This window comes from Pantoea sp. GM_Pan_4, from assembly GCF_026541005.1.
GTDB classification, from domain to species: domain Bacteria; phylum Pseudomonadota; class Gammaproteobacteria; order Enterobacterales; family Enterobacteriaceae; genus Pantoea; species Pantoea dispersa.
In genome coordinates this window covers 286,800-312,058 of the sequence record NZ_JALNUZ010000002.1, presented here as the reverse complement: position 1 = coordinate 312,058, position 25,259 = coordinate 286,800, and the positions used below count along the sequence as shown (strand labels likewise).

The 25,259-nt window shown below is 59.6% G+C and carries 25 protein-coding genes and 2 pseudogenes; 19 read left to right on the top strand and 8 right to left on the bottom strand.

Features of this window, described 5'->3' with window-relative positions; all coding sequences use genetic code 11:
- The first annotated feature begins 214 nt into the window (after positions 1-214).
- The 8 genes and pseudogenes from OXR61_RS07475 (at position 215) to OXR61_RS07440 (ending at position 7,411) form a co-directional block, all read left to right on the top strand.
- Positions 215-1,069: a FliM/FliN family flagellar motor switch protein gene (locus tag OXR61_RS07475; protein ID WP_211075195.1), complete on the top strand. Its 855-nt coding sequence runs from the start codon at positions 215-217 to the stop codon at positions 1,067-1,069.
- Between the two features lies 1 nt (position 1,070).
- Positions 1,071-1,436, top strand: a complete 366-nt coding sequence (fliN, locus tag OXR61_RS07470; RefSeq protein ID WP_166711348.1) for a flagellar motor switch protein FliN — start codon at positions 1,071-1,073, stop codon at positions 1,434-1,436.
- A gap of 2 nt (positions 1,437-1,438) precedes the next feature.
- Positions 1,439-2,203 carry a flagellar type III secretion system pore protein FliP gene (gene fliP / locus OXR61_RS07465; RefSeq protein WP_166711350.1) on the top strand — a complete coding sequence of 255 codons (765 nt, stop codon included), beginning with the start codon at positions 1,439-1,441 and terminating at the stop codon, positions 2,201-2,203.
- Positions 2,200-2,472 carry a flagellar biosynthesis protein FliQ gene (gene fliQ / locus OXR61_RS07460; RefSeq protein WP_166711352.1) on the top strand — a complete coding sequence of 91 codons (273 nt, stop codon included), beginning with the start codon at positions 2,200-2,202 and terminating at the stop codon, positions 2,470-2,472. The genes fliP and fliQ overlap by 4 nt, the downstream gene beginning before the upstream one ends.
- A 2-nt stretch (positions 2,473-2,474) precedes the next feature.
- Complete coding sequence (gene fliR / locus OXR61_RS07455) at positions 2,475-3,242, top strand: flagellar biosynthetic protein FliR (RefSeq protein WP_267411611.1); 768 nt, start codon at positions 2,475-2,477, stop codon at positions 3,240-3,242.
- A gap of 361 nt (positions 3,243-3,603) precedes the next feature.
- On the top strand, positions 3,604-4,737 hold the full coding sequence (gene flhB, locus OXR61_RS07450; RefSeq protein ID WP_166711493.1) for a flagellar biosynthesis protein FlhB: 1,134 nt from the start codon (positions 3,604-3,606) through the stop codon (positions 4,735-4,737).
- A pseudogene (locus OXR61_RS07445) lies at positions 4,724-6,826 on the top strand (flagellar biosynthesis protein FlhA). The gene flhB and the pseudogene OXR61_RS07445 overlap by 14 nt, the downstream one beginning before the upstream one ends.
- 102 nt (positions 6,827-6,928) lie before the next feature.
- The gene (locus tag OXR61_RS07440) at positions 6,929-7,411 is read left to right on the top strand and encodes a YlaC family protein (RefSeq protein ID WP_021507677.1); all 483 of its coding nucleotides are present in this window, start codon (positions 6,929-6,931) and stop codon (positions 7,409-7,411) included.
- A gap of 162 nt (positions 7,412-7,573) precedes the next feature.
- Here OXR61_RS07440 and miaE read toward each other — a convergent pair whose 3' ends face one another.
- Together miaE and rraB are read right to left on the bottom strand one after the other, a co-directional pair.
- On the bottom strand, positions 7,574-8,335 hold the full coding sequence (gene miaE, locus OXR61_RS07435) for a tRNA isopentenyl-2-thiomethyl-A-37 hydroxylase MiaE (RefSeq protein WP_031279729.1): 762 nt from the start codon (positions 8,333-8,335) through the stop codon (positions 7,574-7,576).
- A gap of 56 nt (positions 8,336-8,391) precedes the next feature.
- Entirely contained in the window at positions 8,392-8,811 is a 420-nt protein-coding gene (gene rraB / locus OXR61_RS07430) for a ribonuclease E inhibitor RraB (RefSeq protein WP_010615961.1), read from the bottom strand.
- Between the two features lie 162 nt (positions 8,812-8,973).
- Here rraB and argF point away from each other — a divergent pair, with 162 nt between their 5' ends.
- The 4 genes from argF (at position 8,974) to ridA (ending at position 12,099) form a co-directional block, all read left to right on the top strand.
- Positions 8,974-9,981 carry an ornithine carbamoyltransferase gene (gene argF, locus OXR61_RS07425; RefSeq protein ID WP_021507679.1) on the top strand — a complete coding sequence of 336 codons (1,008 nt, stop codon included), beginning with the start codon at positions 8,974-8,976 and terminating at the stop codon, positions 9,979-9,981.
- 241 nt (positions 9,982-10,222) lie between these two features.
- A complete protein-coding gene (gene pyrB / locus OXR61_RS07420) occupies positions 10,223-11,158 on the top strand; it encodes an aspartate carbamoyltransferase (protein WP_021507680.1) in 936 nt (311 codons plus the stop codon).
- 11 nt (positions 11,159-11,169) lie between these two features.
- Positions 11,170-11,634 (top strand): aspartate carbamoyltransferase regulatory subunit, encoded by a 465-nt coding sequence (gene pyrI, locus OXR61_RS07415; protein WP_010615964.1) that lies wholly within the window; start codon positions 11,170-11,172, stop codon positions 11,632-11,634.
- A gap of 78 nt (positions 11,635-11,712) precedes the next feature.
- Positions 11,713-12,099, top strand: coding sequence for a 2-iminobutanoate/2-iminopropanoate deaminase (ridA, locus tag OXR61_RS07410; RefSeq protein ID WP_010615965.1), 387 nt, complete (start codon positions 11,713-11,715; stop codon positions 12,097-12,099).
- Positions 12,100-12,211: 112 nt separating this feature from the next.
- On the opposite strand, the gene OXR61_RS07405 is transcribed toward ridA, so the two are convergent.
- A complete protein-coding gene (locus OXR61_RS07405; RefSeq protein WP_021507681.1) occupies positions 12,212-14,596 on the bottom strand; it encodes a family 20 glycosylhydrolase in 2,385 nt (794 codons plus the stop codon).
- Between the two features lie 278 nt (positions 14,597-14,874).
- Here OXR61_RS07405 and nrdD point away from each other — a divergent pair, with 278 nt between their 5' ends.
- Entirely contained in the window at positions 14,875-17,013 is a 2,139-nt protein-coding gene (gene nrdD, locus OXR61_RS07400) for an anaerobic ribonucleoside-triphosphate reductase (protein WP_021507682.1), read from the top strand.
- A pseudogene (nrdG, locus tag OXR61_RS07395) lies at positions 17,010-17,474 on the top strand (anaerobic ribonucleoside-triphosphate reductase-activating protein); the annotation flags it as partial. The gene nrdD and the pseudogene nrdG, both read left to right, overlap by 4 nt.
- On the opposite strand, the gene OXR61_RS07390 reads toward nrdG, so the two are convergent.
- Positions 17,469-18,503 (bottom strand): permease, encoded by a 1,035-nt coding sequence (locus tag OXR61_RS07390; protein ID WP_031279731.1) that lies wholly within the window; start codon positions 18,501-18,503, stop codon positions 17,469-17,471. The pseudogene nrdG and the gene OXR61_RS07390 overlap by 6 nt on opposite strands.
- Positions 18,504-18,740: 237 nt before the next feature.
- Between OXR61_RS07390 and OXR61_RS07385 the strand changes: the two genes are divergently transcribed.
- Entirely contained in the window at positions 18,741-19,262 is a 522-nt protein-coding gene (locus tag OXR61_RS07385) for a type 1 glutamine amidotransferase domain-containing protein (RefSeq protein WP_021507686.1), read from the top strand.
- Between the two features lie 34 nt (positions 19,263-19,296).
- Here the strand turns inward: OXR61_RS07385 and OXR61_RS07380 are convergent, their stop codons facing one another.
- A complete protein-coding gene (locus OXR61_RS07380; protein WP_021507687.1) occupies positions 19,297-19,710 on the bottom strand; it encodes a YhbP family protein in 414 nt (137 codons plus the stop codon).
- A gap of 77 nt (positions 19,711-19,787) precedes the next feature.
- Between OXR61_RS07380 and OXR61_RS07375 the strand changes: the two genes are divergently transcribed.
- Positions 19,788-20,075, top strand: coding sequence for a GIY-YIG nuclease family protein (locus OXR61_RS07375; RefSeq protein ID WP_021507688.1), 288 nt, complete (start codon positions 19,788-19,790; stop codon positions 20,073-20,075).
- Here the strand turns inward: OXR61_RS07375 and OXR61_RS07370 are convergent.
- Positions 20,059-20,565 carry an N-acetyltransferase gene (locus OXR61_RS07370; RefSeq protein WP_021507689.1) on the bottom strand — a complete coding sequence of 169 codons (507 nt, stop codon included), beginning with the start codon at positions 20,563-20,565 and terminating at the stop codon, positions 20,059-20,061. The two genes, OXR61_RS07375 and OXR61_RS07370, sit on opposite strands and share 17 nt — an antisense overlap.
- A complete protein-coding gene (locus OXR61_RS07365; RefSeq protein WP_058759570.1) occupies positions 20,559-21,083 on the bottom strand; it encodes an SCP2 domain-containing protein in 525 nt (174 codons plus the stop codon). The genes OXR61_RS07370 and OXR61_RS07365 overlap by 7 nt, the downstream gene beginning before the upstream one ends.
- Positions 21,084-21,288: 205 nt before the next feature.
- Between OXR61_RS07365 and OXR61_RS07360 the strand changes: the two genes are divergently transcribed.
- From OXR61_RS07360 to OXR61_RS07350, 3 genes are all read left to right on the top strand, one after another.
- The gene (locus tag OXR61_RS07360) at positions 21,289-22,284 is read left to right on the top strand and encodes a peptidase U32 family protein (RefSeq protein ID WP_267411603.1); all 996 of its coding nucleotides are present in this window, start codon (positions 21,289-21,291) and stop codon (positions 22,282-22,284) included.
- Between the two features lie 9 nt (positions 22,285-22,293).
- Positions 22,294-23,178, top strand: coding sequence for a U32 family peptidase (locus tag OXR61_RS07355; protein ID WP_021507692.1), 885 nt, complete (start codon positions 22,294-22,296; stop codon positions 23,176-23,178).
- Between the two features lie 116 nt (positions 23,179-23,294).
- The gene (locus OXR61_RS07350) at positions 23,295-24,305 is read left to right on the top strand and encodes an LLM class flavin-dependent oxidoreductase (RefSeq protein WP_021507693.1); all 1,011 of its coding nucleotides are present in this window, start codon (positions 23,295-23,297) and stop codon (positions 24,303-24,305) included.
- A 3-nt stretch (positions 24,306-24,308) separates the two neighbouring features.
- On the opposite strand, the gene OXR61_RS07345 is transcribed toward OXR61_RS07350, so the two are convergent.
- Complete coding sequence (locus tag OXR61_RS07345; protein WP_021507694.1) at positions 24,309-25,226, bottom strand: AraC family transcriptional regulator; 918 nt, start codon at positions 25,224-25,226, stop codon at positions 24,309-24,311.
- Positions 25,227-25,259 lie beyond the last annotated feature (33 nt).

The window sequence follows — 25,259 nt, the reverse complement described above, 5'->3', positions numbered from 1 at the left end:
AAATTAATAGATTAATAAATTTAAGCGCCTTGTTTTAATGTGCGCAAAAAGCTTTAATTTGCGCCAGAGAAAACATTCCGGCCAATTTAGTTAGAAGATTCCTAAACGGTTTGATGCAGTGAAATGCAACGAAGCTTAAACGGGAAATTTCTTGCACGGGATGACATTCAACAATGAATTGATAAATTGAGTCCTGACAGGCGAAAGCATCATTATGCGTACGAAATCAAATCGGGTACGAATTTACACGCCAGACAATCAGCCAGAGCTGATGAAGCTGGAAGTCAATAAGCTGGGGCGGCCTTATCATAAGGTGCCGAAAGTATTTAAAGACAACAGCGATCGCTTAGATGCCAAACTGAGCATCTATTTCCTGAAGAAGTTTCGCGTCGATGTCAGCCTGCGCGATATGCAATTTCAGATGGACTGTGCAGTTAAGCAGGCCACGATATTCAGTACCGAGCTGGGCAATCTGGCCTTTCGCCTCGATCGCACGCTGCTGCTGAATATTCTGCACGATTATTACGGCTTATCGCGTGACGATCAGCATGAGATGGTGGCGGATAATTTTCCCGTCACCAAAACCGAAGAGCGACTGCAAAATAAACTGGCCAGCGAGCTGCTGCATTTAATTTGTGGCGACGAGCTGTTCGGCGAACCGCTGACGATAAAACCCGACCCGGCTTCGCTATTGACCCAGTGGTCCTATCGCGTCGATTTCTTCCTCGACGGTTACAGCAACGGCAATTTCTCGCTGCTGCTGGATGCCGCGCACGTTGACCGCCTGCTCAGCAGCCTGCGCCAGCCCGCGGATGCCAGCCGCAGCGCCCCGCTGACCAGCGGCGCACACAGTTTCAAACAGCTGCCGGTACGCCTGCGCGGGCGTCTGGCCACGCTGCCGCTGACCGTCGCCGACCTGGCGCGCCTGAAACCCAACGATGTGCTGACCTTCGCCATGAACGATCGCATTCCGTTGCTGGTCGGCGATCAGCCGCTATTCAGCGCCGTGATCTGCGAAGAGCGCGGCAAACTCTTTTTCTCCGAATTCAGTGACCGTACGAGTGAATAATATGAGCGATTTAAACGATTTAGCCGATGCGCTGGACCTTGATTTCTCCCTGGAAAACCAGCCTGCGACCGAGGTCGCCGACGCGGCACCGGCGGTCACGCGCGATGCGCCGCGTAACCTGGCGCTGTTTAGCCGCATTCCGGTCACCCTGACGCTGGAAGTGGCGTCGGTGGAGATTTCCCTTGCCGATTTGATTGGCGTGGGCAACGACTCGGTGATCGAACTGGACAAGCTGGCCGGCGAGCCGCTGGACGTCAAAGTCAACGGCATCCTGTTTGGTAAAGCCGAAGTGGTGGTGCTGAACGACAAATACGGCCTGCGCCTGATTGAGTTCAACAACAGCGACCTCAGCGAACTGGCGGGTTAATCATGAAGCGCCTATCCGGTGGGTTAACAGGCGGCCTGGCACTGGCTGGCCTGCTGCTGGTGCCGTCACTGGCGCTGGCGGAACAGCAGGGACTGCCGCTGTTTTCTGCGGTGCCTGGCGCTAACGGCAGCCAGGATTACAGCGTGAAAGTTGAAATCCTGATTCTGATGACGCTGCTTGGCCTGCTGCCGATCATGCTGCTGATGATGACCTGCTTTACCCGCTTTATCATCGTGCTGGCGCTGCTGCGTCAGGCAATTGGCCTGCAGCAGAGCCCGCCGAACAAGGTACTGACCGGTATTGCGCTGGTGCTGACGCTGCTGGTGATGCGCCCGGTGTGGCTGAATGTTTACGACAACGCGGTGGTGCCGTATCAGAACGATGAGATCAGCCTGAAGCAGGCGTTGACCACCGGCCAGGTGCCGCTGAAGAAGTTTATGCTATCGCAGACGCACAGCACCTCGCTGGCACAGATCATGACCATCGCCAACGCCAGCGGCGAACCGGAAGCGCAGGATCTCACCATCATTGCGCCCGCCTTCGTGCTGAGCGAGCTGAAAACCGCGTTTAAGATCGGCTTCATGATCTACATTCCGTTCCTGGTGATCGACCTGATCGTCGCCAGCATTCTGATGGCGATGGGCATGATGATGCTGTCGCCGCTGATTGTGTCGCTGCCGTTCAAACTGATTCTGTTTGTGCTGTGCGACGGCTGGTCGCTGATTGTCGGCACGCTGACGCAAAGCGTGCAGGGGCTAGGCTTATGATGAGCATCGACGTCGCCGGTGACATCCTGGCGCAGGGTCTGAAGCTGGTGCTGCTGATCTCCGCGGTCGCGATCATTCCCAGCCTGCTCACCGGCCTGCTGGTGAGTATTTTCCAGGCCACCACGCAGATTAACGAGCAGACGCTGAGCTTTTTGCCGCGCCTGATCATGACGCTGCTGGTGCTGGTGTTTGCCGGTAAATGGATGCTGACGCAGCTGATTGATTTTACCCAGCTGATCTTTCAGCAGGCCGCGCAGCTGGTCGGCTGACGATGGGGATCGCCATCAACGACCTGATCCAGCCGCTGTTTGCGCTGTGGCTGCCGTTTGTGCGCATCCTCGCCTTTCTGCACTTCTGCCCGCTGCTGGATAACCGCGCTTTTACGCGCAAAGCCAAAATCGGCCTCGCGCTGCTGCTCAGCATCGTGATGACGCCGATGCTGACGCACAACGTGGTGCTGAACGGGCTGATGTCGGTGCAGAGCCTGCTGCTCACTGGCGAGCAGCTGCTGTGGGGTCTGCTATTTGGCCAGATGCTGTGGTGGACGTTCTGGGCGCTGCAAACCGCCGGCAACATCCTGTCGATGAACATGGGGCTGGGTATGGCGGTGATGAACGATCCCGCCAGCGGCAGTTCGACCATGGTGATCTCACAAATCATTTATATCTGGGCTGGCCTGCTGTTCTTCAGCATGGACGGTCATCTGCTGCTGCTGACCATTCTCTACACCGGCTTCAGCTACTGGCCGATTGGCCAGGCGATCAATGAGGTTTCGCTGCGCACCCTGACCGGCGGCGTCGGCTGGATCTTCAGCGGCGCGCTGCTGCTGGCGATGCCAACGGTGGTGATCATGATGCTGGTGCAGGGCGTGTTCGGCCTGCTCAACCGCGTGTCGCCGACGCTCAACCTGTTCGCGCTGGGCTTCCCGATAAGCATGCTGTTTGGCCTGTTCTGCTTCACGCTGCTGATCGGCAACGTCGGCAGCCACTACCTGGAGCTCACCAACCAGGTGCTGGCGATGCTGGAGAAGATGCGATGAACGCGGGTGCGCATCAATGCGCACCCTACGGGGAGCATGCTGGCAGGCGCGCATGCTGTAGGGTCGTCATTAATGGCGACCGCCCGGCGCAACACGGTGCGCACGCCGACAGGCACGCATGCTGTAGGGTCGCCATTAATGGCGACCGCCCGGCGCAGCACGGTGCGCATCAATGCGCACCCTACGGGGAGCACGCCGACATGCACGCACGCTGTAGGGTCGCCATTAATGGCGACCGCCCGGCGCAACACGGTGCGCACGCCGACAGGCACGTACGCTGTAGGGTCGCCATTAATGGCGACCGCCCGGCGCGGCGCGCATTAATCTGCACCCTGCGTAACCGTTGATTGATGAGGAATAACTGATGTCCGGCAGCGGCGATAAGAGCGAAAAACCCAGCGCGGGCAAGCTGAGCAAGGCGCGCAAAAAGGGCGATATTCCGCGCTCCAAAGAGGTAAATCTGGCGGTGAGCCTGATCATGGCGCTGATCATGCTCGGCATATTTTTCCCTTATTACCGTGAGCTGATTCAGGCGTCGTTTATCGCGGTGCGCCAGATGGCGGACCGCATCCACGATGACGGCGCGCTGCACCAGTTCATGCTGACGCAGGTGCTCATCATCCTGAAGTTTATCGCCACGCTGATCCCCATCCCGTTCGCGGCAGCCGTCTCCACGCTGGTGCCGGGCGGCTGGATTTTCGTGCCGACGCGCATCAAACCGGACCTGAAAAAGCTCAACCCAATCAGCGGTGCGAAACGCATGTTCTCGATGCAGCACTACGTCGACGTGCTGAAGATGATCGCCAAATGTCTGGTGCTGCTGGCGCTGCTGTGGAGCACCATCAAAGGCAACCTGGTGGAGATGATGAACCTGCAGGGCCTGTTTCTGCGCGATGCCATCACCCAGGGGCTCGGGCTGTATGAATCGATGATGCGCCTGTTCGTGCTGACCATCGCGCTGTTTGCGCTGGTCGACGTGCCGCTGACCAAATTCTTCTTCACCAAAAAGATGAAGATGACCAAAAAAGAGGTGCGCGATGAGCATAAAAACAACGAAGGCAACCCGCAGGTAAAAGGACGTATTCGCAGCCTGCAGCGTCAGATGGCGCTGGGGCAGATTAATAAGCAGGTGCCGCAGGCCGACGTGGTGATCACTAACCCGACCCACTTTGCTGTGGCGCTGAAGTATGACCCGAAAAAAGCGCCGGCGCCCTATATCGTGGCGAAAGGCGTCGATGACGTGGCGCTGTATATCCGCAGCGTGGCGGGTAAACACAAGGTCGATGTGGTGGAGTTTCCCCCACTGGCGCGCGCGGTTTACCACAGTACCCGCGTCAACCAACAGATTCCTGCCAGCCTGTTCCGCCCGATAGCCCAGGTGCTGACCTATGTCATGCAGCTGCAGGCGTGGCGTAACGGCGAGGGCGAGAAACCGCGGCTGGATACCCAGCTGCCGAACCTGAACGAGGTAATGAAAGCTCATGAGCCAACTTAAACCGCGCCAGTTCAGCCAGCTTTTGCGCCAGGCGCACATCGGCGTGCCGGTGCTGCTGCTGTGCGTACTGGCGATGGTGATTCTGCCGCTGCCGCCGATCGTGCTGGACGTGCTGTTCACCTTCAACATCGTGCTGGCGATTATGGTGCTGCTGGCGAGCGTGAACAGTAAACGCCCGCTGGATTTCTCCATCTTCCCGACCATTCTGCTGGTTACCACGCTGATGCGTCTGACGCTCAACGTCGCCTCGACGCGCGTGGTGCTGCTGAACGGTCATGACGGCGCGGGCGCAGCCGGTAAGGTGATTGAAGCCTTCGGTAACGTGGTGATCGGTGGCAACTTTGTGGTCGGCTTCGTGGTGTTCGTCATCCTGATGATCATCAACTTTGTGGTGGTGACCAAAGGGGCCGAGCGTATTTCTGAAGTATCGGCGCGCTTTACCCTCGACGCGCTGCCGGGCAAATAGATGGCGATCGACGCCGATCTCAACGCCGGGCTGATCAATCAGGAACAGGCGCGGGTGCGGCGTCAGGATGTGGCCAACGAAGCGGACTTCTACGGCGCGATGGACGGTGCCTCCAAGTTTGTGCGCGGTGACGCCGTCGCCGGCATCATGATCCTGCTGATCAACGTGCTGGGCGGCATCCTGATCGGCGTGTTCAAACACGGTTTACCGGCCGGCCAGGCGTTCGAACAGTATGTGCTGCTGACCATCGGTGACGGTCTGGTGGCGCAGATTCCGTCGCTGCTGCTGTCGACGGCGGCGGCGATCATCGTGACGCGTATCAGCGACGGCGCTGACATGGGCGAGGAAGTGAAGTCGCAGCTGCTGGCGAAACCGGCCACGCTGTATACCGCTGCGGGCGTGATGTTTGTGCTGGCGATTGTGCCGGGCATGCCGCACATGGTGTTCCTCGTCTTCACCGCCCTGCTGCTGTTCGCCGCGTGGCGCCAGAGCCGCGTGGTGCAGAAGCCGACGCAAAGCCATGTCGACATGGAGGCGATCAATCAGGCGCTGGCGCAGCCGGAGGAACAGCCGACCATCAGCTGGGACAATATTCCGCTGGTCGAGCCCATCGGCCTTAACCTGGGCTACAAGCTGGTCACGCTGGTGGACAAAGGCAAAGGCGCGCCGCTGACCCAGCGTATGCGCGGCGTGCGCCAGGTGGTGTCGGAAACCAGCGGCGTGCTGCTGCCGGAGATCGCCCTGCGTGAAGATTTCCACTTAAAGCCGTCGCAGTACGCGATTAAGATCAACGGCGTCCGCACTGCCGTGGGCGAAGTGCACGCCGACCGCCTGATGGCGCTGCCGACGCCGGATCAGTACGGTGAGATCGACGGCCTGCTGGATACCGATCCCGCGTACGGTATGGCGGTGACCTGGATCCTGCCAGAGCAGAAAGCCAAAGCGCTGAATCTGGGTTATCAGGTAGTCGACTGCGCCAGCGTGGTGGCCACGCACGTCAACAAAGTGGTGCGCGAAAACCTGCCAGAGCTGTTCAACTACGATGATATTACTCAGCTGCATCAGCGGCTGGCGAGCGTGGCGCCGAAGCTGTCAGAGGATCTCAACGCCGCGGTGAACTACAGTCTGCAGCTCAAGGTGTATCGTCTGCTGCTCAACGATCAGGTATCGCTCAAGGACATCACCACCATTGCCACCACGCTGCTGGAGAGCGTGGCGATCACTAAAGATCCGATCCTGCTGACCTCCGACGTGCGTTATGCGCTGCGCCGCGCCATGGTGGCGGCGATTGCGCCGGACAACAAACCGCTGTCGGCCTATACGCTGGATAACAGCCTGGAAAACCTGCTGCTGGCAGCGCTCAATCAGGCGCAGCAGGGCGGCAAAGTGGCGCTGGACAGCTTCCCGGTCGACCCTAACATTCTCACCCAGCTGCAGAGCACGCTGCCGGTGATGATGGAGCAGCTGAAAGCGCAGAACCTGACGCAGGTGCTGCTGGTGACGCCGCAGCTGCGGCCGCTGATTGCGCGCTACGCCCGGCTGTTCGCCAGCGGGCTGAATGTGCTGTCGTATAACGAGGTGCCGGACGATGCCAATCTGCAGATTGTCGGGCAGGTGAGCTGATGCGTTGCGGAAAACTGTTATAAAAAAACACCTCTGATCTGTCTCTGCCGCCCTTCACTGTTATGTGGTTTACTGGCAGGCAGTGATATTCAGAGGTGAATAATGGACGCGATTAAACAAATTCTGATCGATGAAATCGACACGCTCAACCGCGAGGAGCGGCGCGATAATCTGCCGCGTTTCAGCTTTAACTTCCTGAAAACCCATCCGGGGCTGTGGGGCGTGATGTACCTGTGCTACGGCCTGTGCGTGGCGCTGATTTTCTCGACTGAGATGCTCGGCTGGCCGGCCTTCTGGTTCGCCACGGTGTTCGTGCTGGTGATGAGTTTTCTGATGTTGCTGGACATCAACCCGAAATACCGCTTCGAGGACATCGATACGCTGGATTTGCGCGTGTGCTATAACGGCGAGTGGTATTACGTGCAGCCGGTCTCACAGCAGGCGCTGGACAAGATCCTGGAGAATCCGGGCACGCCCGAGCGCGTGCGCAGCGGCATCGATCGCCTGATGCAGCAGAAAGGAGAAGTGGATTTTTATGATGTCTACTACCTGACCTGGGGCCATCAGCGCGCCGCGAAGATCTGATCGGGCAAATTCATTCCTGCTTCCATGGTATTTATAAGCCCTTAATGACTCACTGCTTAATTACTACCCCCTGCGTCTTTACACAGAAGGTATGCGAAGCTAAAGAGGGTAGTAAGACAACGCCTGAAGGCTGGGTCAGGAAGTTTCGCCGCGCGCACCAAATCAAAACGCCGGCACGCCGCTGTGAAAGCGCAGCTCAGTGTCCGGTTCGCTGATCAAGCGCGCTTCCGCTGCCCCAATCGCCCGCACGCGCGGTGCGATATCCTTCGGTGAAATCTGTGCCGCCAGCGTCAGGTAATCCTGATAGTGGCGCGCTTCGGAACGCAGCAGTGAGATGTAAAACTTCTCCAGCTGCGCATCCAGGTACGGCGCCAGGCTGGCGAAGCGCTCGCAGGAACGCGCTTCGATATACGCCCCGCAAATCAGTTTATCCACCAGCGTATCCGGTTCATGGGTGGTCACTTCACGCAGCAGCCCTTTGGCGTAGCGGCTGGCGGTGATCTTGCGATAGGGCAAACCGCGCGCCTGCATGATTTCCCACACCTGATAAAAGTGGTGCAGCTCCTCTTTGATCAGCAGCACCATCTTTTCCACCATCTCATCAGCCCACGGCAGTTCATTACGCACAATAATGCTTTTGCTGAGATTCTTGTGGGCATTGATAAAATCGCTGTCGTGATTCTCACCGAAAATAAAATCTTCGTACGGCTGCAGCCACGCCAGGATCGCGTCACCACTGGGTTTATCCGCGACGTATTTGCGGATCAGCCACACTGCGGTCTGCGCCGCTTTCAACTCGCATACCATGTGATCGGTAAGCAGCAGCGTGAGATTTTCCGGCTTGCGCGCTTCATCAATCCACGCCTGCGGCGTGCGGCACTGTAAAAACTGGTGAATGGGGTCTAATAGCGAAGCGTAATTCATCAGAGGTTCTTTGCTGGCAGGAAAATTACCGGGCGGCATGTGCCGCCCGTCAGGGCTTAGTGACGCACACCGTCATCGTCTTCGTCGTCGATCTCTTCGCCATCGTCTTCATCTTCGGCATCCGGATCTTCAAAGTAAGTGCCCCAGCCGTCGTAATCGACGTTGTATTTCCCGACCAGATTCACCAGCTGCTCGACCTGCGCGTCAATCAGTTCCGGCTTCAGCGCCGATTCGCTCAGGATGTCGACGCACATCACGGTGCTACCGTCTTCCAGCTCCAGCTCTTCCGGCTCGGTGACTTCATAGCCCAGCTTGAAAGCGTCAACCGCGGCTTTCTCCAGCGAGTCGAAGTTGTTGCAGGAGAGATGATGCTCGATGGTGTAAAGCGCATCCGGATCGCTGCCGTCTTCCAGCAACTCTTCAATGATCAGGCGCGTCTCTTCGCGCTGTTCTTCCAGCAATGCTTCGTATGCCATGGGCGTGTCCTCAAAATAGTGGCAGTGAATGCAATTATTTTCCCACACTGCCTCGCGCGCCACTACACAAAACAGAAAGTTTCTTAGCGCTGGGGTTGAAAATGCATATTCATACGGTTAGATTGAATTTTAATTCATTATTGATGTAATGCGGAGCGCAGTATGAGTCAGCTGTATTCGAGACATTTCCTGAGATTGCTGGACTTCACCCCAGCCGAAATCACCGGTCTGTTATCACTCGCCAGTGAATTAAAACAGGCAAAGAAAAACGCCAGCGAAACCCAGTACCTGAAAGGCAAAAACATCGCGCTCATCTTCGAAAAAGACTCGACCCGTACCCGATGCTCTTTCGAAGTTGCCGCCTACGATCAGGGCGCTAACGTCACCTATCTCGGCCCGAGCGGCAGCCAGATCGGCCATAAAGAGTCGATGAAAGACACCGCGCGCGTACTGGGACGCATGTATGACGGCATTCAGTATCGCGGCTACGGTCAGGCGCTGGTAGAGACGCTGGCCGAATATGCCGGCGTGCCGGTGTGGAACGGCCTGACCACCGAGTTCCATCCGACGCAGCTGCTGGCTGACCTGCTGACCATGCAGGAGCATCTGCCGGGCAAAGCGCTGAGCGAGATGACGCTGGTGTACGTTGGCGATGCGCGCAACAACATGGGCAACAGCATGCTGGAAGCGGCGGCGCTGGTGGGGCTGGATCTGCGGCTGGTGGCACCGAAAGGCTGCTGGCCAGAAGAGGAGCTGGTGGCGCAGTGCCGCGCGGCAGCACAGCACACCGGCGGCAAAATTACCCTGACAGAAGAGATTGCCGAAGGCGTGCAGGGTGCTGATTTCATCTATACCGACGTCTGGGTATCAATGGGCGAAGCGAAATCGGTGTGGGAAGAGCGCATCGCCCTGCTGCGTCCTTATCAGGTTAACAGCGCGATGCTGGCGCTGACCGGCAATCCGCAGGTGAAATTCCTGCACTGCCTGCCCGCGTTTCATGATGACCAAACCACGCTCGGACGGCAGATGGCCGAACAGTATGGTCTGCACGACGGCATGGAAGTCAGCAACGAGGTGTTTGAATCCGACCATAGCGTGGTGTTTGACCAGGCGGAAAATCGCATGCACACCATTAAAGCGGTGATGGTGGCGACGCTGAGTCAGCGCTAAGCCTGCGCGGCGCAAACGTTTACCTCGCGCGTGATTTCTGCTTGATGCGGCTCAGTGAATGCGTATAATGCGCCACAATTTGCCGGAGGAAACATGCAACAGCGCAGCGCACAATTTGCCGCTCCCGTACGCCTGAATGCAGGCGGCGCACCTGTTTCTTTCCGTCATTCATCGATCGCCAGAAAGCCCCTGTAAAGGGGCTTTTTTTTGTCCGCAATCCGGCAGCGCAGAGGAGAGAGCTATGGCCAACCCGCTATATCGCAAGCACATTATTTCCATCAACGACCTCAACCGCGATGAGCTGGAGCTGGTGCTGCATACCGCCGCCCAGCTGAAAGCCCATCCGCAGCCGGAGCTGCTGAAACACAACGTTATCGCCAGCTGCTTCTTTGAGGCCTCAACGCGCACCCGCCTGTCATTTGAAACCGCGATGCACCGGCTGGGCGCGTCGGTGGTGGGATTTGCCGACGGCAGCAACACCTCGCTGGGCAAGAAAGGGGAAACCCTCGCCGATACCATCTCGGTGATTGGCACCTATGTGGATGCCATCGTGATGCGCCATCCGCAGGAAGGGGCGGCGCGGCTGGCCACGGAGTTCTCGGGCGGCGTGCCGATCCTTAACGCCGGTGACGGCGCCAACCAGCATCCGACGCAGACGCTGCTCGATCTGTTCACCATCCGGGAAACCCAGAGCCGCCTCGATAACCTCAACGTGGCGATGGTCGGCGACCTGAAATATGGCCGCACCGTGCATTCGCTGACCCAGGCGCTGGCGAAGTTCAGCGGCAACCGCTTCTACTTCATCGCACCGGATGCGCTGGCGATGCCGTCCTACATCACCGATATGCTGGATGAACAGAACATTGCCTGGTCGCGCCACGACAGCATCGAAGAAGTGATGCCGCAGCTGGATATTCTCTACATGACGCGCGTACAGAAAGAGCGTCTCGATCCCTCAGAGTATGCCAACGTGAAAGCGCAGTTCATCCTGCGGGCAGCCGACCTGGCCGGTGCGCGCGATAACATGAAGGTGCTGCATCCGTTGCCGCGCATTGATGAGATCACCACCGATGTCGACAGCACGCCGCACGCCTGGTATTTCCAGCAGGCCGGCAACGGCATCTATGCCCGCCAGGCCCTGCTGGCGCTGGTACTGAATAGCGAACTGGCACTGTAAGGAGCAGAACGATGACCCACGATAACAAACTGCAGGTTGAAGCCATCAAACGCGGCACGGTGATCGACCATATTCCGGCGCAGGTCGGCTTTAAGCTACTGTCACTGTTCCGCCTCACCGAAACCGATCAGCGCATCACCATCGGCCTTAATCTGCCGTCGGGCGAGATGGGGCGTAAGGATCTGATCAAAATCGAAAATACTTTTCTGACTGATGATCAGATCAATCAGCTGGCGGTGTACGCGCCGCACGCCACGGTGAATCGCATTGATGAGTATGAAGTGGTGGCGAAGATCGCACCGACGCTGCCGGAACGCATCGAGCGCGTGCTGACCTGCCCCAACGGCAACTGCATCAGCCGCAGCGAGCCGGTGTTCTCCAGCTTTGCGGTGAAACAGCGTGACGACGATGTGCACCTGAAGTGTAAATACTGCGAGAAAGAGTTCGCGCGCCACGTGGTGCTCGGTCACTGGTAATCGCCCGTTTCCTCCCTATAATGGGGCGAACATTTTCGCGGCGGGCAAGGGTTCGCCGCGCATGCCTAAGGAGAAACAATGTCTCGCGAAATCAGTACTGAAAAAGCCCCGGCAGCGATTGGCCCGTACGTCCAGGGCGTGGATCTCGGCAGCATGATCATCACCTCCGGCCAGATCCCGGTCGATCCGGCCACCGGTGCGGTTCCGGACGACATCGCCGCGCAGGCGCGTCAGTCGCTGGAGAATGTGAAGGCGATTGTGCTGGCCGCTGGCCTGCAGGTGGGCGACATTGTGAAGACCACCGTGTTCGTCAAAGACCTGAACGATTTCGCCACGGTCAACGCCACCTATGAAGCGTTTTTCACCGAGCATCAGGCCAGCTTCCCGGCGCGCTCCTGCGTGGAAGTGGCGCGTCTGCCGAAAGACGTGAAGATTGAGATCGAAGCCATCGCGGTACGTCGCTGATTTAGCGGTCATCAATCACCCAGCATGCAGGGGGCGTATCCGTGCGCACCTGGCGAGATCGCCTGGTCGTCATCAATGACGACCCTGCATAGTTCGTGACTTCCGATCTTCCCTATCTCGACGATCGCAGCAGTTTCTCCAGTGGTCGCACCAGCGCCAGCACCGTTTCATCCTGCACCTGCGCCGCCGCATCCAGCTGGGCGTGCATCTGCGCCACCTCGCCTGCACCGTAGGCCTGGTTGCGCTCCAGCGCGTTCACCAGATCCAGCCCCATCCGGCTCAGCTCTGCGACCTGGCGCACCTGCGGCTGCAGTGCTTTCAGCTGATAATTGCCCAGCACCAGCGGCATCACCGCATCGCTGTTGCGCTGCCAGCGCTGCAGCTGAAGGCGCAGGGCGCTGGCGGCAGCGTGATCGCCGCGATTAGCAATCAGCGCATCCACCTGCTTATCCAGCAGCCGCACCGGCTCGCTCTCGGCTGGCAACACGTCCGCCAGCCGGTTCAGCGGCTCAAAATAGTCATAATGCCCGGCCTGAAACTTCAGGTGCTGGCGGGTGTAATACTGCGCGGGTTCCAGCACTTCCGCCAGCACGCGCAGCGGAGTGATATCGCTGCTGTTGGCCAGCCGCATCATCTGCACCTCGGCCTGCTGATGCTGCTGCAGGCCGACCGACACCGTCCCCCAGCGATCAATCGCGCTGAGCCGCTGGTACATATTCTCGCTGTCGGTCACATCCTGCGCCGACCACAGCCGCTCCGCCACCACAAAGGCGCGCGGCCACAGCCGTGTATCAATCACCCGGCTATTCACGTTCTCCGCCCACAGCGCCGCTTCACCGCCCAGCAAATCACGCTGCAGCTGAGCGGGCGTGGGCAGTACCGGAGCAATACCGGCCGGTATCTGCGCCAGCCTGCTGCCTGTGGTCGGATAGCGCACGTTGCCCACCAGCACGTAGCCGGTCAGGTTGTCACGCGTCAGCGTCACCACCGGCTGAAACGGCCCCATCCAGCTGTCGACGCTGAAGGTCAGCTGCGTCGGTGATAGCCAGCGAATGTCGCTGACCTGGCGTCGCGCCTTGCCGCTGAAATCGATAAAACCGCGCCAGCCGTTTTTGCCCTCAATCAGGGTGAAACTGCCCTGCACCGCGCTGCCTTTCAGACGCGGCATAGTGAACTGCCAGCTTTGCGCCTGATCGTCGGCGCGCAGTTGATCGACGCCGTTCAGCCCCTGCGGCCAGAGCTCGTTGCGATAGTGATACGCGGCGCTCTGCGGCTGGTCGAGATAAAAACCGGTGGAAAGAATGCCGCGATACCCCTGCTTTACCACTTCGCTCAGCGCGTCCTGCCCCTGCCACGACTGAATCACAATATTTTTCGGCAGGTCGGGATGGTACACCTCATCCCAGCCAAGCATGCGCCGCTGATGCGCGGCGAGAATCTTCTCAACCCGCTGGTTGAACCACGCCTGCAGCGCATGGGCGTCTTGCAGGCCGTGGTCACGCATAAACTGTTGAATCTTCGGTGAGGCGCTCCACTGACTGGGATCGACTTCATCCCCGCCGATGTGAATGTAGGGATCGGGAAAGATCGCCGCGACTTCGCCGATCAGCGTGTCGATAAAGCGAAACACCGCTTCATTGCTGGGATCGAGCAAGGGTTTAAACACCCCCCAGCCGCGCTCCATGGCATACGGCCCCGGCGCGCTCATCAGCTCCGGCATCGCTACGGCCAGGGCGGAAGCATGGCCGGGCAGATCGATTTCCGGCACCACGCGCACGCCGCGCTGAGTGGCATAGTGCACCAGCTCGCGCATTTGCTGCTGGCTGTAGAACAGGCCATCACTGGCCTGCTGCTGCAGCTGCGGATAGTGACTGGAAGCAAAGCGCCATCCCTGATCGTCGGTCAGGTGCCAGTGAAACACGTTCATGCGCGCCGCGGCGATACCATCAATCTGCCGCTTAAGGGTTTCCAGCGGCAGGAAGTGGCGCACCGGGTCGATCAGCACGCCGCGCCACGGGAAGCGCGGCCGATCGTCGATGGTGACAAAGGGAATTTGCGTGCCGCTGGCAGTGTTGGCGATCAGCTGCAGCAGGGTTTCCATGCCGCGCATCGCGCCAAAACGGGTAGGTGCCTGCAGCAGTACGCCACTGCTGCTGACCTCCAGACGGTAGCTTTCGTCGCTGTCCGGTTGCGGTAGCGGATCGACCGCGTCGGCAATCCGGACCTGAATGGCGGGACGATCGCTGGCCGGGCTGGCGGGCAGCAGCGCCCAGCCGGTTTGCCGCGCAATGCGGGCGCGCCAGCGCGCTTCGGCCCCTTCCAGGTGATCGCCGGTGATGTGCAGCGAAAATTGCGGCGTCAGGGTAAACGCGCCACCGCCAGCGGGCTGCGTCACCTGCTGTGGCCATGGCATCAGCGGCAGATCGCTTGCCGGTGCGGCCTGCGTGGAAAACGTCAGGGAACACAAAACGGCCAGCAGCGTACGGGGCAGAAGCATGGTGGGCATCCTTGTAAGGCAAAACGATGGGCCGGAAATGGCGCAAAACGCTCATTAAACCTGTTTCGCAACGCAAAGCAAGTTGCAACCGGCTGAAGTTTGCCCAGCTTAAAACTTTTCAGTGTAGCGGCTGTTGACCACTGCACGGCTTTCAGGCGCTGGCCGCGCTTCTTTGCTATAGGTCAAAAACAGTGCGATTAATTTCCTCCGAAACACCACATGTTGCGATTACACTCCTTAAAATTATCTACATGTAGTTTCCAGCGGAGAAAGGGAAGATGGCAACGGTAGTGATTAAGCGTGACGGCTGCAGGGTGCCGTTTGATGCCCGGCGCATTGAAGCTGCAGTGCGGGCCGCCGCGCAGGCCGCCCAGGTTGACGACCTGGCCTGGTGCACGACGGTCGCTCAGCAGGTCAGCGCGCAGCTGGCAACCCAGGCTGAGGTCGATATTCGTGACATCCAGTGTGCCGTGGAAGAGGCGCTGATGAGCGGACGCTGGCCACAGCTGGCGCGCGCCTATATCGAATACCGTCACGACCGGGATCTGGCGCGCGAGCAGCGCGGCAAGCTGCATCATGCCATTCGCGGCCTGGTGGAACAGACCAACGCGGCGCTGCTCAACGAAAACGCCAACAAAGACAGCAAAGTGATCCCGACGCAGCGCGACCTGCTGGCCGGCATCGTGGCCAAACATTATGCCCAGCAGCAGTTGCTGCCGCGCGATGTGGTGCTGGCGCACGAGCGTGGGGAAATCCACTATCACGACCTCGACTACTCTCCCTTCTTCCCGATGTTTAACTGCATGCTAATCGATCTGCACGGCATGCTGACGCACGGCTTCAAAATGGGTAACGCCGAGATTGAACCGCCAAAATCCATCGCCACCGCCACCGCGGTGACGGCGCAGATCATCGCGCAGGTCGCCAGCCATATTTACGGCGGCACCACCATTAACCGCATTGACGAAGTGCTGGCGCCGTTTGTCACCCTCAGTCTCGACAAGCATCGCCAGATTGCCCGCGAATGGCAGATTGCTGACGTGGAAGCATACGCGCGCGCGCGCACGGAAAAAGAGTGCTACGACGCGTTTCAGTCGCTGGAGTACGAAGTCAATACGCTGCACACCGCCAACGGCCAGACGCCGTTCGTCACTTTTGGCTTTGGCCTCGGTACCGACTGGGCGGCGCGCCTGATTCAGCAATCGATTTTGCGCAACCGCATTGCCGGGCTGGGCAAAAACCATAAAACCGCGGTGTTTCCTAAGCTGGTGTTCGCCATTCGCGAAGGCGTCAACCGCCGCGCCAGCGACATCAATTACGACATCAAACAGCTGGCGCTGGAGTGTGCCAGCAAGCGCATGTATCCGGATATCCTCAACTACGACAAAGTGGTGGAAGTCACCGGCTCGTTTAAAACGCCGATGGGCTGCCGCAGCTTCCTCGGCGTTTACGAGGAAAACGGCGAGCAGATTCATGAGGGCCGTAACAACATCGGCGTGATCAGCCTCAACCTGCCGCGCATTGCGTTAGAAGCTCAGGGAGACGAAGCCCGCTTCTGGACGCTGCTGGATGCGCGTCTGGCACTGGCGAAGCGGGCGCTGATGACCCGCATTGCCCGGCTGGAAAAAACCAAAGCGCGCGTCGCACCGATTCTTTACATGGAAGGCGCCTGCGGCGTACGGCTCAACGCGGACGACGAGGTGGGCAAGATCTTTCGCAACGGCCGCGCCTCGATCTCGCTGGGCTATATCGGCCTGCATGAAACGCTTAACGCGCTAAGCGGCAACGCCGTGCATCCGTATGATGCCGCGCACCTGCGCGCAACCGGCGTGGCGATTGTGACGCATCTGCGCCAGGCGGTGGATGCGTGGAAAGCGGAAACCGGCTACGGCTTTAGCCTGTACAGTACGCCCAGTGAAAACCTGTGCGATCGCTTCTGTCGCCTTGATGCCGCCGAATTTGGCGTAGTGCCGGGCGTGACCGACAAGGGCTATTACACCAACAGCTTCCATCTCGACGTAGAGAAAAAGGTCAATCCGTACGACAAAATCGACTTTGAAGCGCCCTACCCGGCCATCGCTAACGGCGGCTTCATCTGTTATGGCGAATACCCCAACATTCAGCACAACCTGCGGGCGCTGGAGGATGTGTGGGATTACAGCTATGACCGCGTGCCCTATTACGGCACTAATACGCCGATCGATGAGTGCTACGAGTGCGGCTTCAGCGGCGAGTTCAGCTGTACCAGCAAAGGCTTTACCTGTCCGTGCTGCGGCAATCACGATCCGGCGCGCGTTTCGGTCACGCGCCGCGTCTGCGGCTATCTTGGCAGTCCGGATGCGCGGCCGTTCAACGCCGGCAAGCAGGAAGAGGTGCAGCGCCGCGTCAAACACCTTGATACCGGACAGCTGGGATGATGCACATTCATCGCTACTACGATGTGGATATCGTGAATGGTCCCGGCACGCGCTGCACGCTGTTCGTCGCGGGCTGCGAACATCAGTGTCGCGGCTGCTACAACCAGAGCACCTGGCGGCCTGACTCCGGCGTGCCGTTTACGCTGGCCATGGAGGAGCAACTGATCGCCGATCTGCAGGATCAACGCATTCCACGTCAGGGGCTGTCGCTGAGCGGCGGCGATCCGCTGCATCCGCACAATGTGCCGCATATTCGCCGGCTGGTGAAGCGCGTGCGGCGCGACTGTCCGGATAAAGATATCTGGCTGTGGACCGGCTACACCCTGGCGGAGCTGACGGCGGCGCAGCGTGAAGTGATTGCGGAAATCGACGTGCTGATTGATGGACGTTTCATCGAAGCGGAAAAAGATGCGCGGCTGCTGTGGCGCGGCAGCCGCAATCAGACTATCTGGTATCTACGCCAGCCACAGTGCGAGGATGCCGAGCAGCATGCCGCTGACGGCCACGCCGCAGAAGGCGATCCACAACGCGCGCGGCGGGAACGCGCGATGCAGCATCAGTAGCGACGGCACGCTGACCGCGGGCAGCGTCACCAGCAGCGCCAGCGCCGGTGCGATGCCCATGCCCGCCAGCATCATGGTTTGCACGATGGGGATCTCGGCGGCGGTCGGGATCACAAACAGGCAGCCGGCGATGGCCATCAGCATCACCCAGAACAGCGTATTCCCCACCGCGCCGTCCGCGTGCGGAAACAGCCAGACGCGCGCGGCGGCGAGCAGCAGCACCGCCACGATGTAGAGCGGAATGGTGTTACAGAACAGCCGCCACATCACGCGCAGCCAGCGCGTCACAAACCGTTCATGGTTTTCTTGCGGCAACAGCGGCGCGGCAACGGCGGTTTCCGGCACGCTGCGCTGCACCAGCATGGCAATGCCCAGCACCATCACCCCACCCGCCACCAGCCGAATGGCGGCAAACTGCCAGCCGAGCACAAAGCCCATAAACACCAGCGTTGCCGGATTGAGCAGCGGATTCGCCAGCCAGAACGCCATCGCCGCGCCGCTTGAAACCTGCGCCTGGCGCAGGCCGACGGTCACCGGCGCGGCACAGCAGCTGCACATCATGCCCGGCAGGCCAAAACCGGTGCCGACCAGCGTGGCCCCCAGCCGGTTGCTGCCCATCAGGCGCAGCAGCCAGCGGCGCGGAATCAGCACCTGCACCAGCGAGCCCAGCACCACGCCGAGCACCGCGGCTTTCCACACCGCGAGAAAATAGACCATGGCGTAATCCAGCGCGGCGCGCCACGGCGAATCTGCGACATTGGCAAGAATAGAGCGGCCGATGGAATGGGTTTCTGCGGCCGTGAAGGCTTTGCCATAGTAAGGCTGCCATTTTACGTACCACAGGCCGATAAGCACCACAGCGAGGAACAGCAGCGGTTTCCACCAGGCGAAGCGGGCCGCTGGTGCAGGTGAGGCGAATTGGGTCATAACCGGTTCCGTATTCAACTGAATAACGTATGCCGCGCGGAGGGCGCGACGCAGATCCCACAGTGTTATTCAGGTTATGCCCGTGTGCCAGCGTCGTCACGCTTAAACTTGATCTGTCTCCGGAATTTAACCAATCCCGCCTGTGCCGGCTGGCTTGCGTTTCCGCGCTCAGGGTCCAGACTTGTCTGTTGAAACGTGTCACGCACAGCAGGTGCGTGACCAGCAAGGAGGAGAAAGATGAGCAAGAAAATAGCGGTTCTGATTACCGATGAATTTGAAGACTCAGAGTTTACCTCACCGGCCGAGGCCTTCACCAAAGCGGGCCATGAAGTGGTCACCATTGAGATGCAGGCGGGCAAAACCGTGAAGGGAAAACAGGGCAAAGCCGAAGTCAAAATCGACAAGGATATTGACCATGTCAGCCCGGCCGAGTTCGACGCGCTGTTGCTGCCCGGTGGTCATTCGCCTGACGCGCTGCGCGGTGACGATCGCTTTGTCACCTTTACCAAAGAGTTTGTTGCCAGCGGCAAACCGATTTTCGCCATCTGTCACGGTCCGCAGCTGCTGATCAGCGCGAACGGCGTGCGCGGTCGCAAAATGACCTGCGTGAAAGCTATCGCCATCGATCTGCGTAATGCCGGCGCGGACTTTTACGATAAAGAGGTGGTGGTTGATGATGACAAGCTGGTTACCAGCCGCACGCCTGAAGACCTGCCCGCGTTTAACCGCGAATCCCTGCGCATTCTGAACGCAGCGTAAGGCGGTCGCCCGGTGCGCCTGTGCGCGTGCCGGGCTAACGCTGCCAGACAATCTTTTTGCCAAACCCCAGCGCGTTATCGGTCATTTTCAGCTCATCCAGCGTAATTTCCCACAGCGGAGCAGTGACTTTTTTTGCCACCGGAAAGCGCGACTGATAGGCCTTCAGCGCCTGCGTCTCATCGGTCAGTTGTATACGACCACTATACTGCACGCCTTTAATCAGCAGCACCGTTTTCGGCTGGCCGTTCACCGTACCGGCGACGCGTGGATGACGCGCCATCAGCGCGCCGTGACGCGTATCGGCTTCGGTCATCAGCCAGAACGCCATACGCGCTTCATCGAACACGTAGAAACAGTTGGCGCACCATAGCGCATCGCCGTCGCTGGCACACAGCGACAGCACGTGCTGTTTTTTCAGATAGCGAATCAGATGAGAATGGTCAGACAAGAGCAACTCCGTGCGTTGATAGCGATGCGGCCGCAGGCGCGTTACACTGCCCGCCAGCACATAAACGAGGTTTGTAAATGGAACAGGGCTGGCAGCTGTATATGCTGCAAACCGCCGCCGGGATGCTTTATACCGGCATCACCACTGACGTCAACCGTCGCCTGCAGCAGCACCAGCAGGGGCGCGGTGCCCGTGCGCTGCGCGGCAAAGGTCCACTGACGCTGGTGTTTCACTGCGCGGCCGGCGATCGCGCGGCGGCTTCCCGGCTGGAGTATCAGGTAAAACAGCTGAGCCGGGCGCAGAAACTGCTGCTGGTTGCCCAGCAGCCGGCCTGCTTAACGGCGTGGTTTAGTCGATACGATTGAAAGGTGCTGAGAAGGCGATCAGCCCTTCTGCCCCATCGAACGCATCGTCCGCCAGTTTATACACCTGAAACGCCGCTTCGCTGCCGGGCCAGCGGCAGTGCAGGCCGTGACGCGCCGCCGGTTCAAAGCCGAGCGGATTGTAGAACTGCGGATCGCCCAGCACCACCACGGCGCTGTAGCTGAACTCATTGAGCGAATCGAGCCCTTCATACACCAGCTGTTTAGCAATGCCCTGACTGCGCACCGAGGCATCAACCGCCAGTGGCGCCAGCGCCACCCAGTTACGATCCTCGCCCTGCAACGTCACCGGACTGAAGGCGGCATAACCCAGCACCTGGCCTTCGTCATCGGTGGCCACCACGCCCAGCGTGAGTAAGCCGTCTTCACGCAGCTGCTGTACCAGTTCCGCTTCGGCTGCGGTGGCAAAACTGCGCTTTAACAGGCTGTCGATGCCTGCCGCGTCCACACCAATTTCAGTACGAATCAACATGAGATCCCCGCGCGCGCCTCAGCGGCCTTCGCGTCCTGTGTCATTCCTGCCTCAACAAAAGCAGCCAGCTGCAGCAACCCCGTGCGCAATGGCGTGGGCATGGCGTCCAGTTCTATGGCATCCATCAGATTCTTCACCTCCAGTCCCAGCTCCGTGTCGCCCTCAATCACCAGACGGCGCTGAAAGAACAACATATCGGGGTCGGCTTTGCGTGCTGCTACCAGCAGCAGATCGTTGGCTTCGCCACGAAACCAGACATCTGCTTCGGCATCGCGCGAAACGGTCAGGCGCCCGTCCTGCAGCGTGGTGATCCAGCGCAGATTGACGTCCGCGATCTCAATGCCGAGATAGCGCCCTTGCAGAAAGTCTAACTCACCTTCAGCCAAAGCATGACGAAATTGCCAGTTTAGGAGTTGTTGCAAAACCGTTTTTTTCACGGCGAATGGTGTTAGCGACACCGGTAAAGCGAGGAATTCCGGCCCTTTTTCAATTAACAGGCCGCGTAAGCGTGCGAACATGCGCTGCACTCCCTTGAGAAAATTTTATCTATATTGCCACATCCGTCGGCTTTCGCCTCAACCGGGATCAAGGAAATCGCCCCGCGTCTGTGCGAAAATTCTCCATTCCGCCCTGGCAATCCCGCTTTCACTGCCTTAAATCAACATTGCTGCACCTGCGCTTCCTTACACTCAACGGCGTTCAGAATCCGGGGGAGGAAATTGTATGGAACTGCTGAGTCCGGCGGGGAATTTACCTGCGCTGAAATCGGCGGTGGAGCACGGCGCTGACGCGGTGTACGTCGGCCTGAAAGATGACACCAACGCCCGCCACTTTGCTGGCCTCAATTTTACCGATAAGAAACTGGCAGAAGCCGCGCGCTTCCTGCATCAGCACCGGCGTAAACTGCACGTGGCGATCAACACCTTCGCCCATCCCGACGGCCTTAACCGCTGGCAAAGCGCCATTGACGTCGCCGCACAGAACGGTGCCGATGCGCTGATTCTGGCCGATATCGCCACGCTGGAGTACGCCGCCAGCCGCTATCCGCAGGTTGAACGTCACCTGTCAGTGCAGGCATCCGCCACCAATCTGCAGGCCATTCAGTTTTATCACCGCCACTTTGCGCTGAGTCGCGTGGTGCTGCCACGCGTGCTGTCGATGCACCAGGTGAAGCAGCTGGCGCGCGAAACGCCGGTGCCGCTCGAGGTGTTCGCCTTTGGCAGCCTGTGCATCATGGCCGAAGGCCGCTGCTATCTCTCGTCGTGGCTGACCGGCGAGTCGCCGAACAGCGCGGGCGCCTGTTCACCGGCCAAATTTGTGCGCTGGCAGCAGACGGCACAGGGCATGGAGTCGCGCCTGAACGAAGTGCTGATTGACCGTTACGCCGCCGATGAGAGCGCGGGCTATCCGACGCTGTGCAAAGGGCGCTACGAAGTGGACAACCAGCGCTATCACGTGCTGGAAGAGCCCACCAGCCTGAATACCCTGGCGCTGCTGCCAGAGCTGCTGCGCGCCAATATCGCGTCGGTGAAAATTGAAGGACGTCAGCGCAGCCCGGCCTATGTGGCACAGGTGGCTAAAGTGTGGCGTCAGGCGATCGATCGCTGTATGGCCGATCCGCAACAGTTCACAGTGCAGGATCCGTGGATGCGCGCGCTCGGTGAGCTTTCCGAAGGCAGCCAGACCACGCTCGGTGCCTATCACCGCGACTGGCAATAAGGAGACCGTATGAAATACGCCATCGGCCCGGTGCTGTGGTACTGGCCAACCGCCACGCTGGAGCAGTTTTACCAGCGCGCCGCAGAGAGCAGCGCAGAGATTGTCTACCTCGGCGAAGCGGTGTGCAGCAAACGCCGCGCCACTGCGTTCAGTCAGTGGATGGAGATGGGCCGCACGCTGGCGGCCAGCGGCAAACAGGTGGTGCTGAGCACGCTGGCGCTGCTGCAGTCGCCTTCGGAAGTCAAAGAGCTGCGCCGCTATGTTGAAAACGGTGAGTTCTTACTGGAAGCCAACGATATTGGCACCGTGAACATGGCGGCAGAGCGCAAACTGCCGTTTGTCGCCGGTCCCACCCTGAATGTGTATAACGCGCAGACGCTCCAGCTGCTGCTACAGGAGGGCATGACGCGCTGGTGCATGCCGGTGGAGATGTCACGCGACTGGCTGATTCAGCTGTTGCAGCAGTGCCATGACGCTGGCCTGCGCGACCGGTTTGAGGTTGAAGTGCTCGGCTATGGCCATCTGCCGCTGGCGCTGTCGGCGCGCTGTTTTACCGCGCGTTCCGAAAACCGTGCCAAAGATGATTGCCAGACCTGCTGTATTGATTATCCCACCGGGCGCCGCGTGCTGTCGCAGGAGGGCCAGCAGGTATTTGTCCTGAACGGCATTCAGACCATGAGCGGCTACTGTTACAACCTTGGCAACGATCTCGCCGGTATGCATGGCTGGATCGATATTGTGCGCCTGTCGCCGCAGGATGAGCGCACGCTGGCACAGGTTGATCGCTTCCGCGCTAACGAAGCGGGTGAAGCGCCGCTGATGATGGCGCGCGGCAGCGACAGCAACGGTTACTGGCGCCGCCTGGCCGGAATGGCGCTGGATAGCGGCGGTTAAAGGCACATTCCGGCTATATTCCTGCCGTTATTAGCAGTTTTAATATGGGTAATGATACGTAATACTGACTGGTGCAGGTTTACTTATCACCTGCGCCATCCTTTGCTGGAGTACCCATGTCTGAGAAGAAAACTGTTCGCCTGTCCGTGCTGGATCTGGCCCCCATTCCGCAAGGCTCGTCTGCGCGCGATGCCTTCCATAATTCGCTGGCGCTGGCGCGTCAGGCTGAAGCCCTTGGCTTTCATCGCTACTGGCTGGCCGAACACCACAACATGACCGGCATCGCCAGCGCCGCAACGTCGGTGCTGATTGGCTATCTCGCCGCTAACACCGAAACGCTGCGCCTCGGCTCCGGCGGGATCATGCTGCCTAACCACGCACCGCTGGTGATTGCCGAACAGTTTGGCACCCTGGAATCCCTCTACCCTGGCCGTATCGATCTCGGACTGGGCCGCGCGCCCGGCTCCGATCAGCGCACCATGCTGGCGCTGCGCCGTCATCTTTCGAGCGCCCAGGCCGACAGCTTCCCGGAAGATGTGGCCGATCTGATCCGCTGGTTCGATGCCGAAGAGGGCGAACATCCGCCGGTACAGCCGGTGCCTGGCCTCGGGCTGAAAATTCCGGTGTGGCTGCTGGGTTCCAGCCTGTATAGCGCGCAGCTGGCGGCGCAGCTTGGTCTGCCGTTTGCCTTTGCTTCGCACTTCGCGCCAGACCTGCTGTTGCAGGCGCTGCACCTGTATCGCGAAAAATTCCAGCCCTCTGCGCGCCTGGCAAAACCTTACGCTATGGTGTGTGTCAACGTGGTGGCGGCAGACAGCGATCGTGATGCGCGCTTCCTGTTCACCTCGATGCAGCAGCAGTTCATTAATCTGCGTCGCGGCAAGCCCGGCCCGCTGCCGGCGCCGGTGGAGAACATGGATAACCTGTGGTCGCCGTCCGAACAGTATGGCGTGCAGCAGGCGCTGAGCATGTCGGTGGTGGGCGATAAAGATAAAGTGCGCCACGGCCTTGCCGCGCTGCTGCGCGAAACCCAGGCGGATGAGATCATGGTCAACGGCCAGATTTACGATCCGCAGGCGCGCCTGCGTTCGTTCGCGCTGGCGATGGAAGCCGCACGCACACTGTAAGCCTTACTGCGGTGGGGAGAGGAGTCCTTCCGGCCCCACCGCCATCTTGCGCACATCGCGCGCCGGAGACTGCCCGTAAAAACGGCTGTACTCCCGGCTGAACTGCGACGCACTCTGATAGCCCACCCGATAGCCCGCCGTCCCGGCATCCAGCTTCTCAATCATCATCAGCCGGCGCGCTTCGTTGAGCCGCAGCTGCTTCTGATACTGCATCGGCGTCATCGCCGTAACCGCTTTAAAGTGATGGTGCAGCGATGAAATGCTCATGCCAACGCTGCTGGCCAGCTGATCCACCTTCAGCGGTTGATGAAAGTTTTCGCGCAGCCAGCGCGCCGCGCGCGCCACTTTGTTGCCCGGGCGCTCGGTCAGCGCCATGTTCAGAATGCGCGGCCCTTCCGGCCCGGTCAGCAGGCGATAGAAAATCTCCTGCTCAATCAGCGGTGCCAGCGCGGCGATATCCTGCGGCTGATCCAGCAGCGCCACCAGCCGCATCACCGCATCCACCAGCGGCGGCGCGACTTTGTGCACGGTAATGCTGCGTTCTGGGGCGGCGCTGCCAATCTGCTGCGGCGGGAAATGCTCCAGATAGCGCAGCAGGCGCGCTTCGTTGATGGTGATGCCGACGCCAAGACAGGGTTTCTCTGGTGTCGCCAGCACCACGCAGGACTGCACCGGCATGTCCATGGTGACCAGCAGCAGATCGCCCGGCCCGTAATGCATCACATCATCGCCCATGCGCAGTGCTTTCTGGCCCTGGGCCATCAGCGCAAACCCCGCCCAGCTGGCAATATGCGCCAGGCTGGAGGGGTGCGAGCTGCGGCCAAAAGAGAGAAAGTCAATCGCGCTGGCGGTACGCCCATCCTGCTGCGCGTGACGGGCAATCATCGCCACCAGCTGCTGCCACTGTTCCTGATGAATCATGCGTTATGCACTCCGCGATGAAAAATCACTGAA

What these genes read in the sequence shown, in the direction of transcription:
- OXR61_RS07475 (WP_211075195.1), top strand. Translation starts at nt 215, where the DNA reads ATGCGTACGAAATCAAATCGGGTACGAATTTACACGCCAGACAATCAG.
- fliN (WP_166711348.1), top strand. Translation starts at nt 1,071, where the DNA reads ATGAGCGATTTAAACGATTTAGCCGATGCGCTGGACCTTGATTTCTCC.
- fliP (WP_166711350.1), top strand. Translation starts at nt 1,439, where the DNA reads ATGAAGCGCCTATCCGGTGGGTTAACAGGCGGCCTGGCACTGGCTGGC.
- fliQ (WP_166711352.1), top strand. Translation starts at nt 2,200, where the DNA reads ATGATGAGCATCGACGTCGCCGGTGACATCCTGGCGCAGGGTCTGAAG.
- fliR (WP_267411611.1), top strand. Translation starts at nt 2,475, where the DNA reads ATGGGGATCGCCATCAACGACCTGATCCAGCCGCTGTTTGCGCTGTGG.
- OXR61_RS07440 (WP_021507677.1), top strand. Translation starts at nt 6,929, where the DNA reads ATGGACGCGATTAAACAAATTCTGATCGATGAAATCGACACGCTCAAC.
- miaE (WP_031279729.1), bottom strand. Translation starts at nt 8,335, where the DNA reads ATGAATTACGCTTCGCTATTAGACCCCATTCACCAGTTTTTACAGTGC.
- rraB (WP_010615961.1), bottom strand. Translation starts at nt 8,811, where the DNA reads ATGGCATACGAAGCATTGCTGGAAGAACAGCGCGAAGAGACGCGCCTG.
- argF (WP_021507679.1), top strand. Translation starts at nt 8,974, where the DNA reads ATGAGTCAGCTGTATTCGAGACATTTCCTGAGATTGCTGGACTTCACC.
- pyrB (WP_021507680.1), top strand. Translation starts at nt 10,223, where the DNA reads ATGGCCAACCCGCTATATCGCAAGCACATTATTTCCATCAACGACCTC.
- pyrI (WP_010615964.1), top strand. Translation starts at nt 11,170, where the DNA reads ATGACCCACGATAACAAACTGCAGGTTGAAGCCATCAAACGCGGCACG.
- ridA (WP_010615965.1), top strand. Translation starts at nt 11,713, where the DNA reads ATGTCTCGCGAAATCAGTACTGAAAAAGCCCCGGCAGCGATTGGCCCG.
- OXR61_RS07405 (WP_021507681.1), bottom strand. Translation starts at nt 14,596, where the DNA reads ATGCTTCTGCCCCGTACGCTGCTGGCCGTTTTGTGTTCCCTGACGTTT.
- nrdD (WP_021507682.1), top strand. Translation starts at nt 14,875, where the DNA reads ATGGCAACGGTAGTGATTAAGCGTGACGGCTGCAGGGTGCCGTTTGAT.
- OXR61_RS07390 (WP_031279731.1), bottom strand. Translation starts at nt 18,503, where the DNA reads ATGACCCAATTCGCCTCACCTGCACCAGCGGCCCGCTTCGCCTGGTGG.
- OXR61_RS07385 (WP_021507686.1), top strand. Translation starts at nt 18,741, where the DNA reads ATGAGCAAGAAAATAGCGGTTCTGATTACCGATGAATTTGAAGACTCA.
- OXR61_RS07375 (WP_021507688.1), top strand. Translation starts at nt 19,788, where the DNA reads ATGGAACAGGGCTGGCAGCTGTATATGCTGCAAACCGCCGCCGGGATG.
- OXR61_RS07370 (WP_021507689.1), bottom strand. Translation starts at nt 20,565, where the DNA reads ATGTTGATTCGTACTGAAATTGGTGTGGACGCGGCAGGCATCGACAGC.
- OXR61_RS07365 (WP_058759570.1), bottom strand. Translation starts at nt 21,083, where the DNA reads ATGTTCGCACGCTTACGCGGCCTGTTAATTGAAAAAGGGCCGGAATTC.
- OXR61_RS07360 (WP_267411603.1), top strand. Translation starts at nt 21,289, where the DNA reads ATGGAACTGCTGAGTCCGGCGGGGAATTTACCTGCGCTGAAATCGGCG.
- OXR61_RS07355 (WP_021507692.1), top strand. Translation starts at nt 22,294, where the DNA reads ATGAAATACGCCATCGGCCCGGTGCTGTGGTACTGGCCAACCGCCACG.
- OXR61_RS07350 (WP_021507693.1), top strand. Translation starts at nt 23,295, where the DNA reads ATGTCTGAGAAGAAAACTGTTCGCCTGTCCGTGCTGGATCTGGCCCCC.
- OXR61_RS07345 (WP_021507694.1), bottom strand. Translation starts at nt 25,226, where the DNA reads ATGATTCATCAGGAACAGTGGCAGCAGCTGGTGGCGATGATTGCCCGT.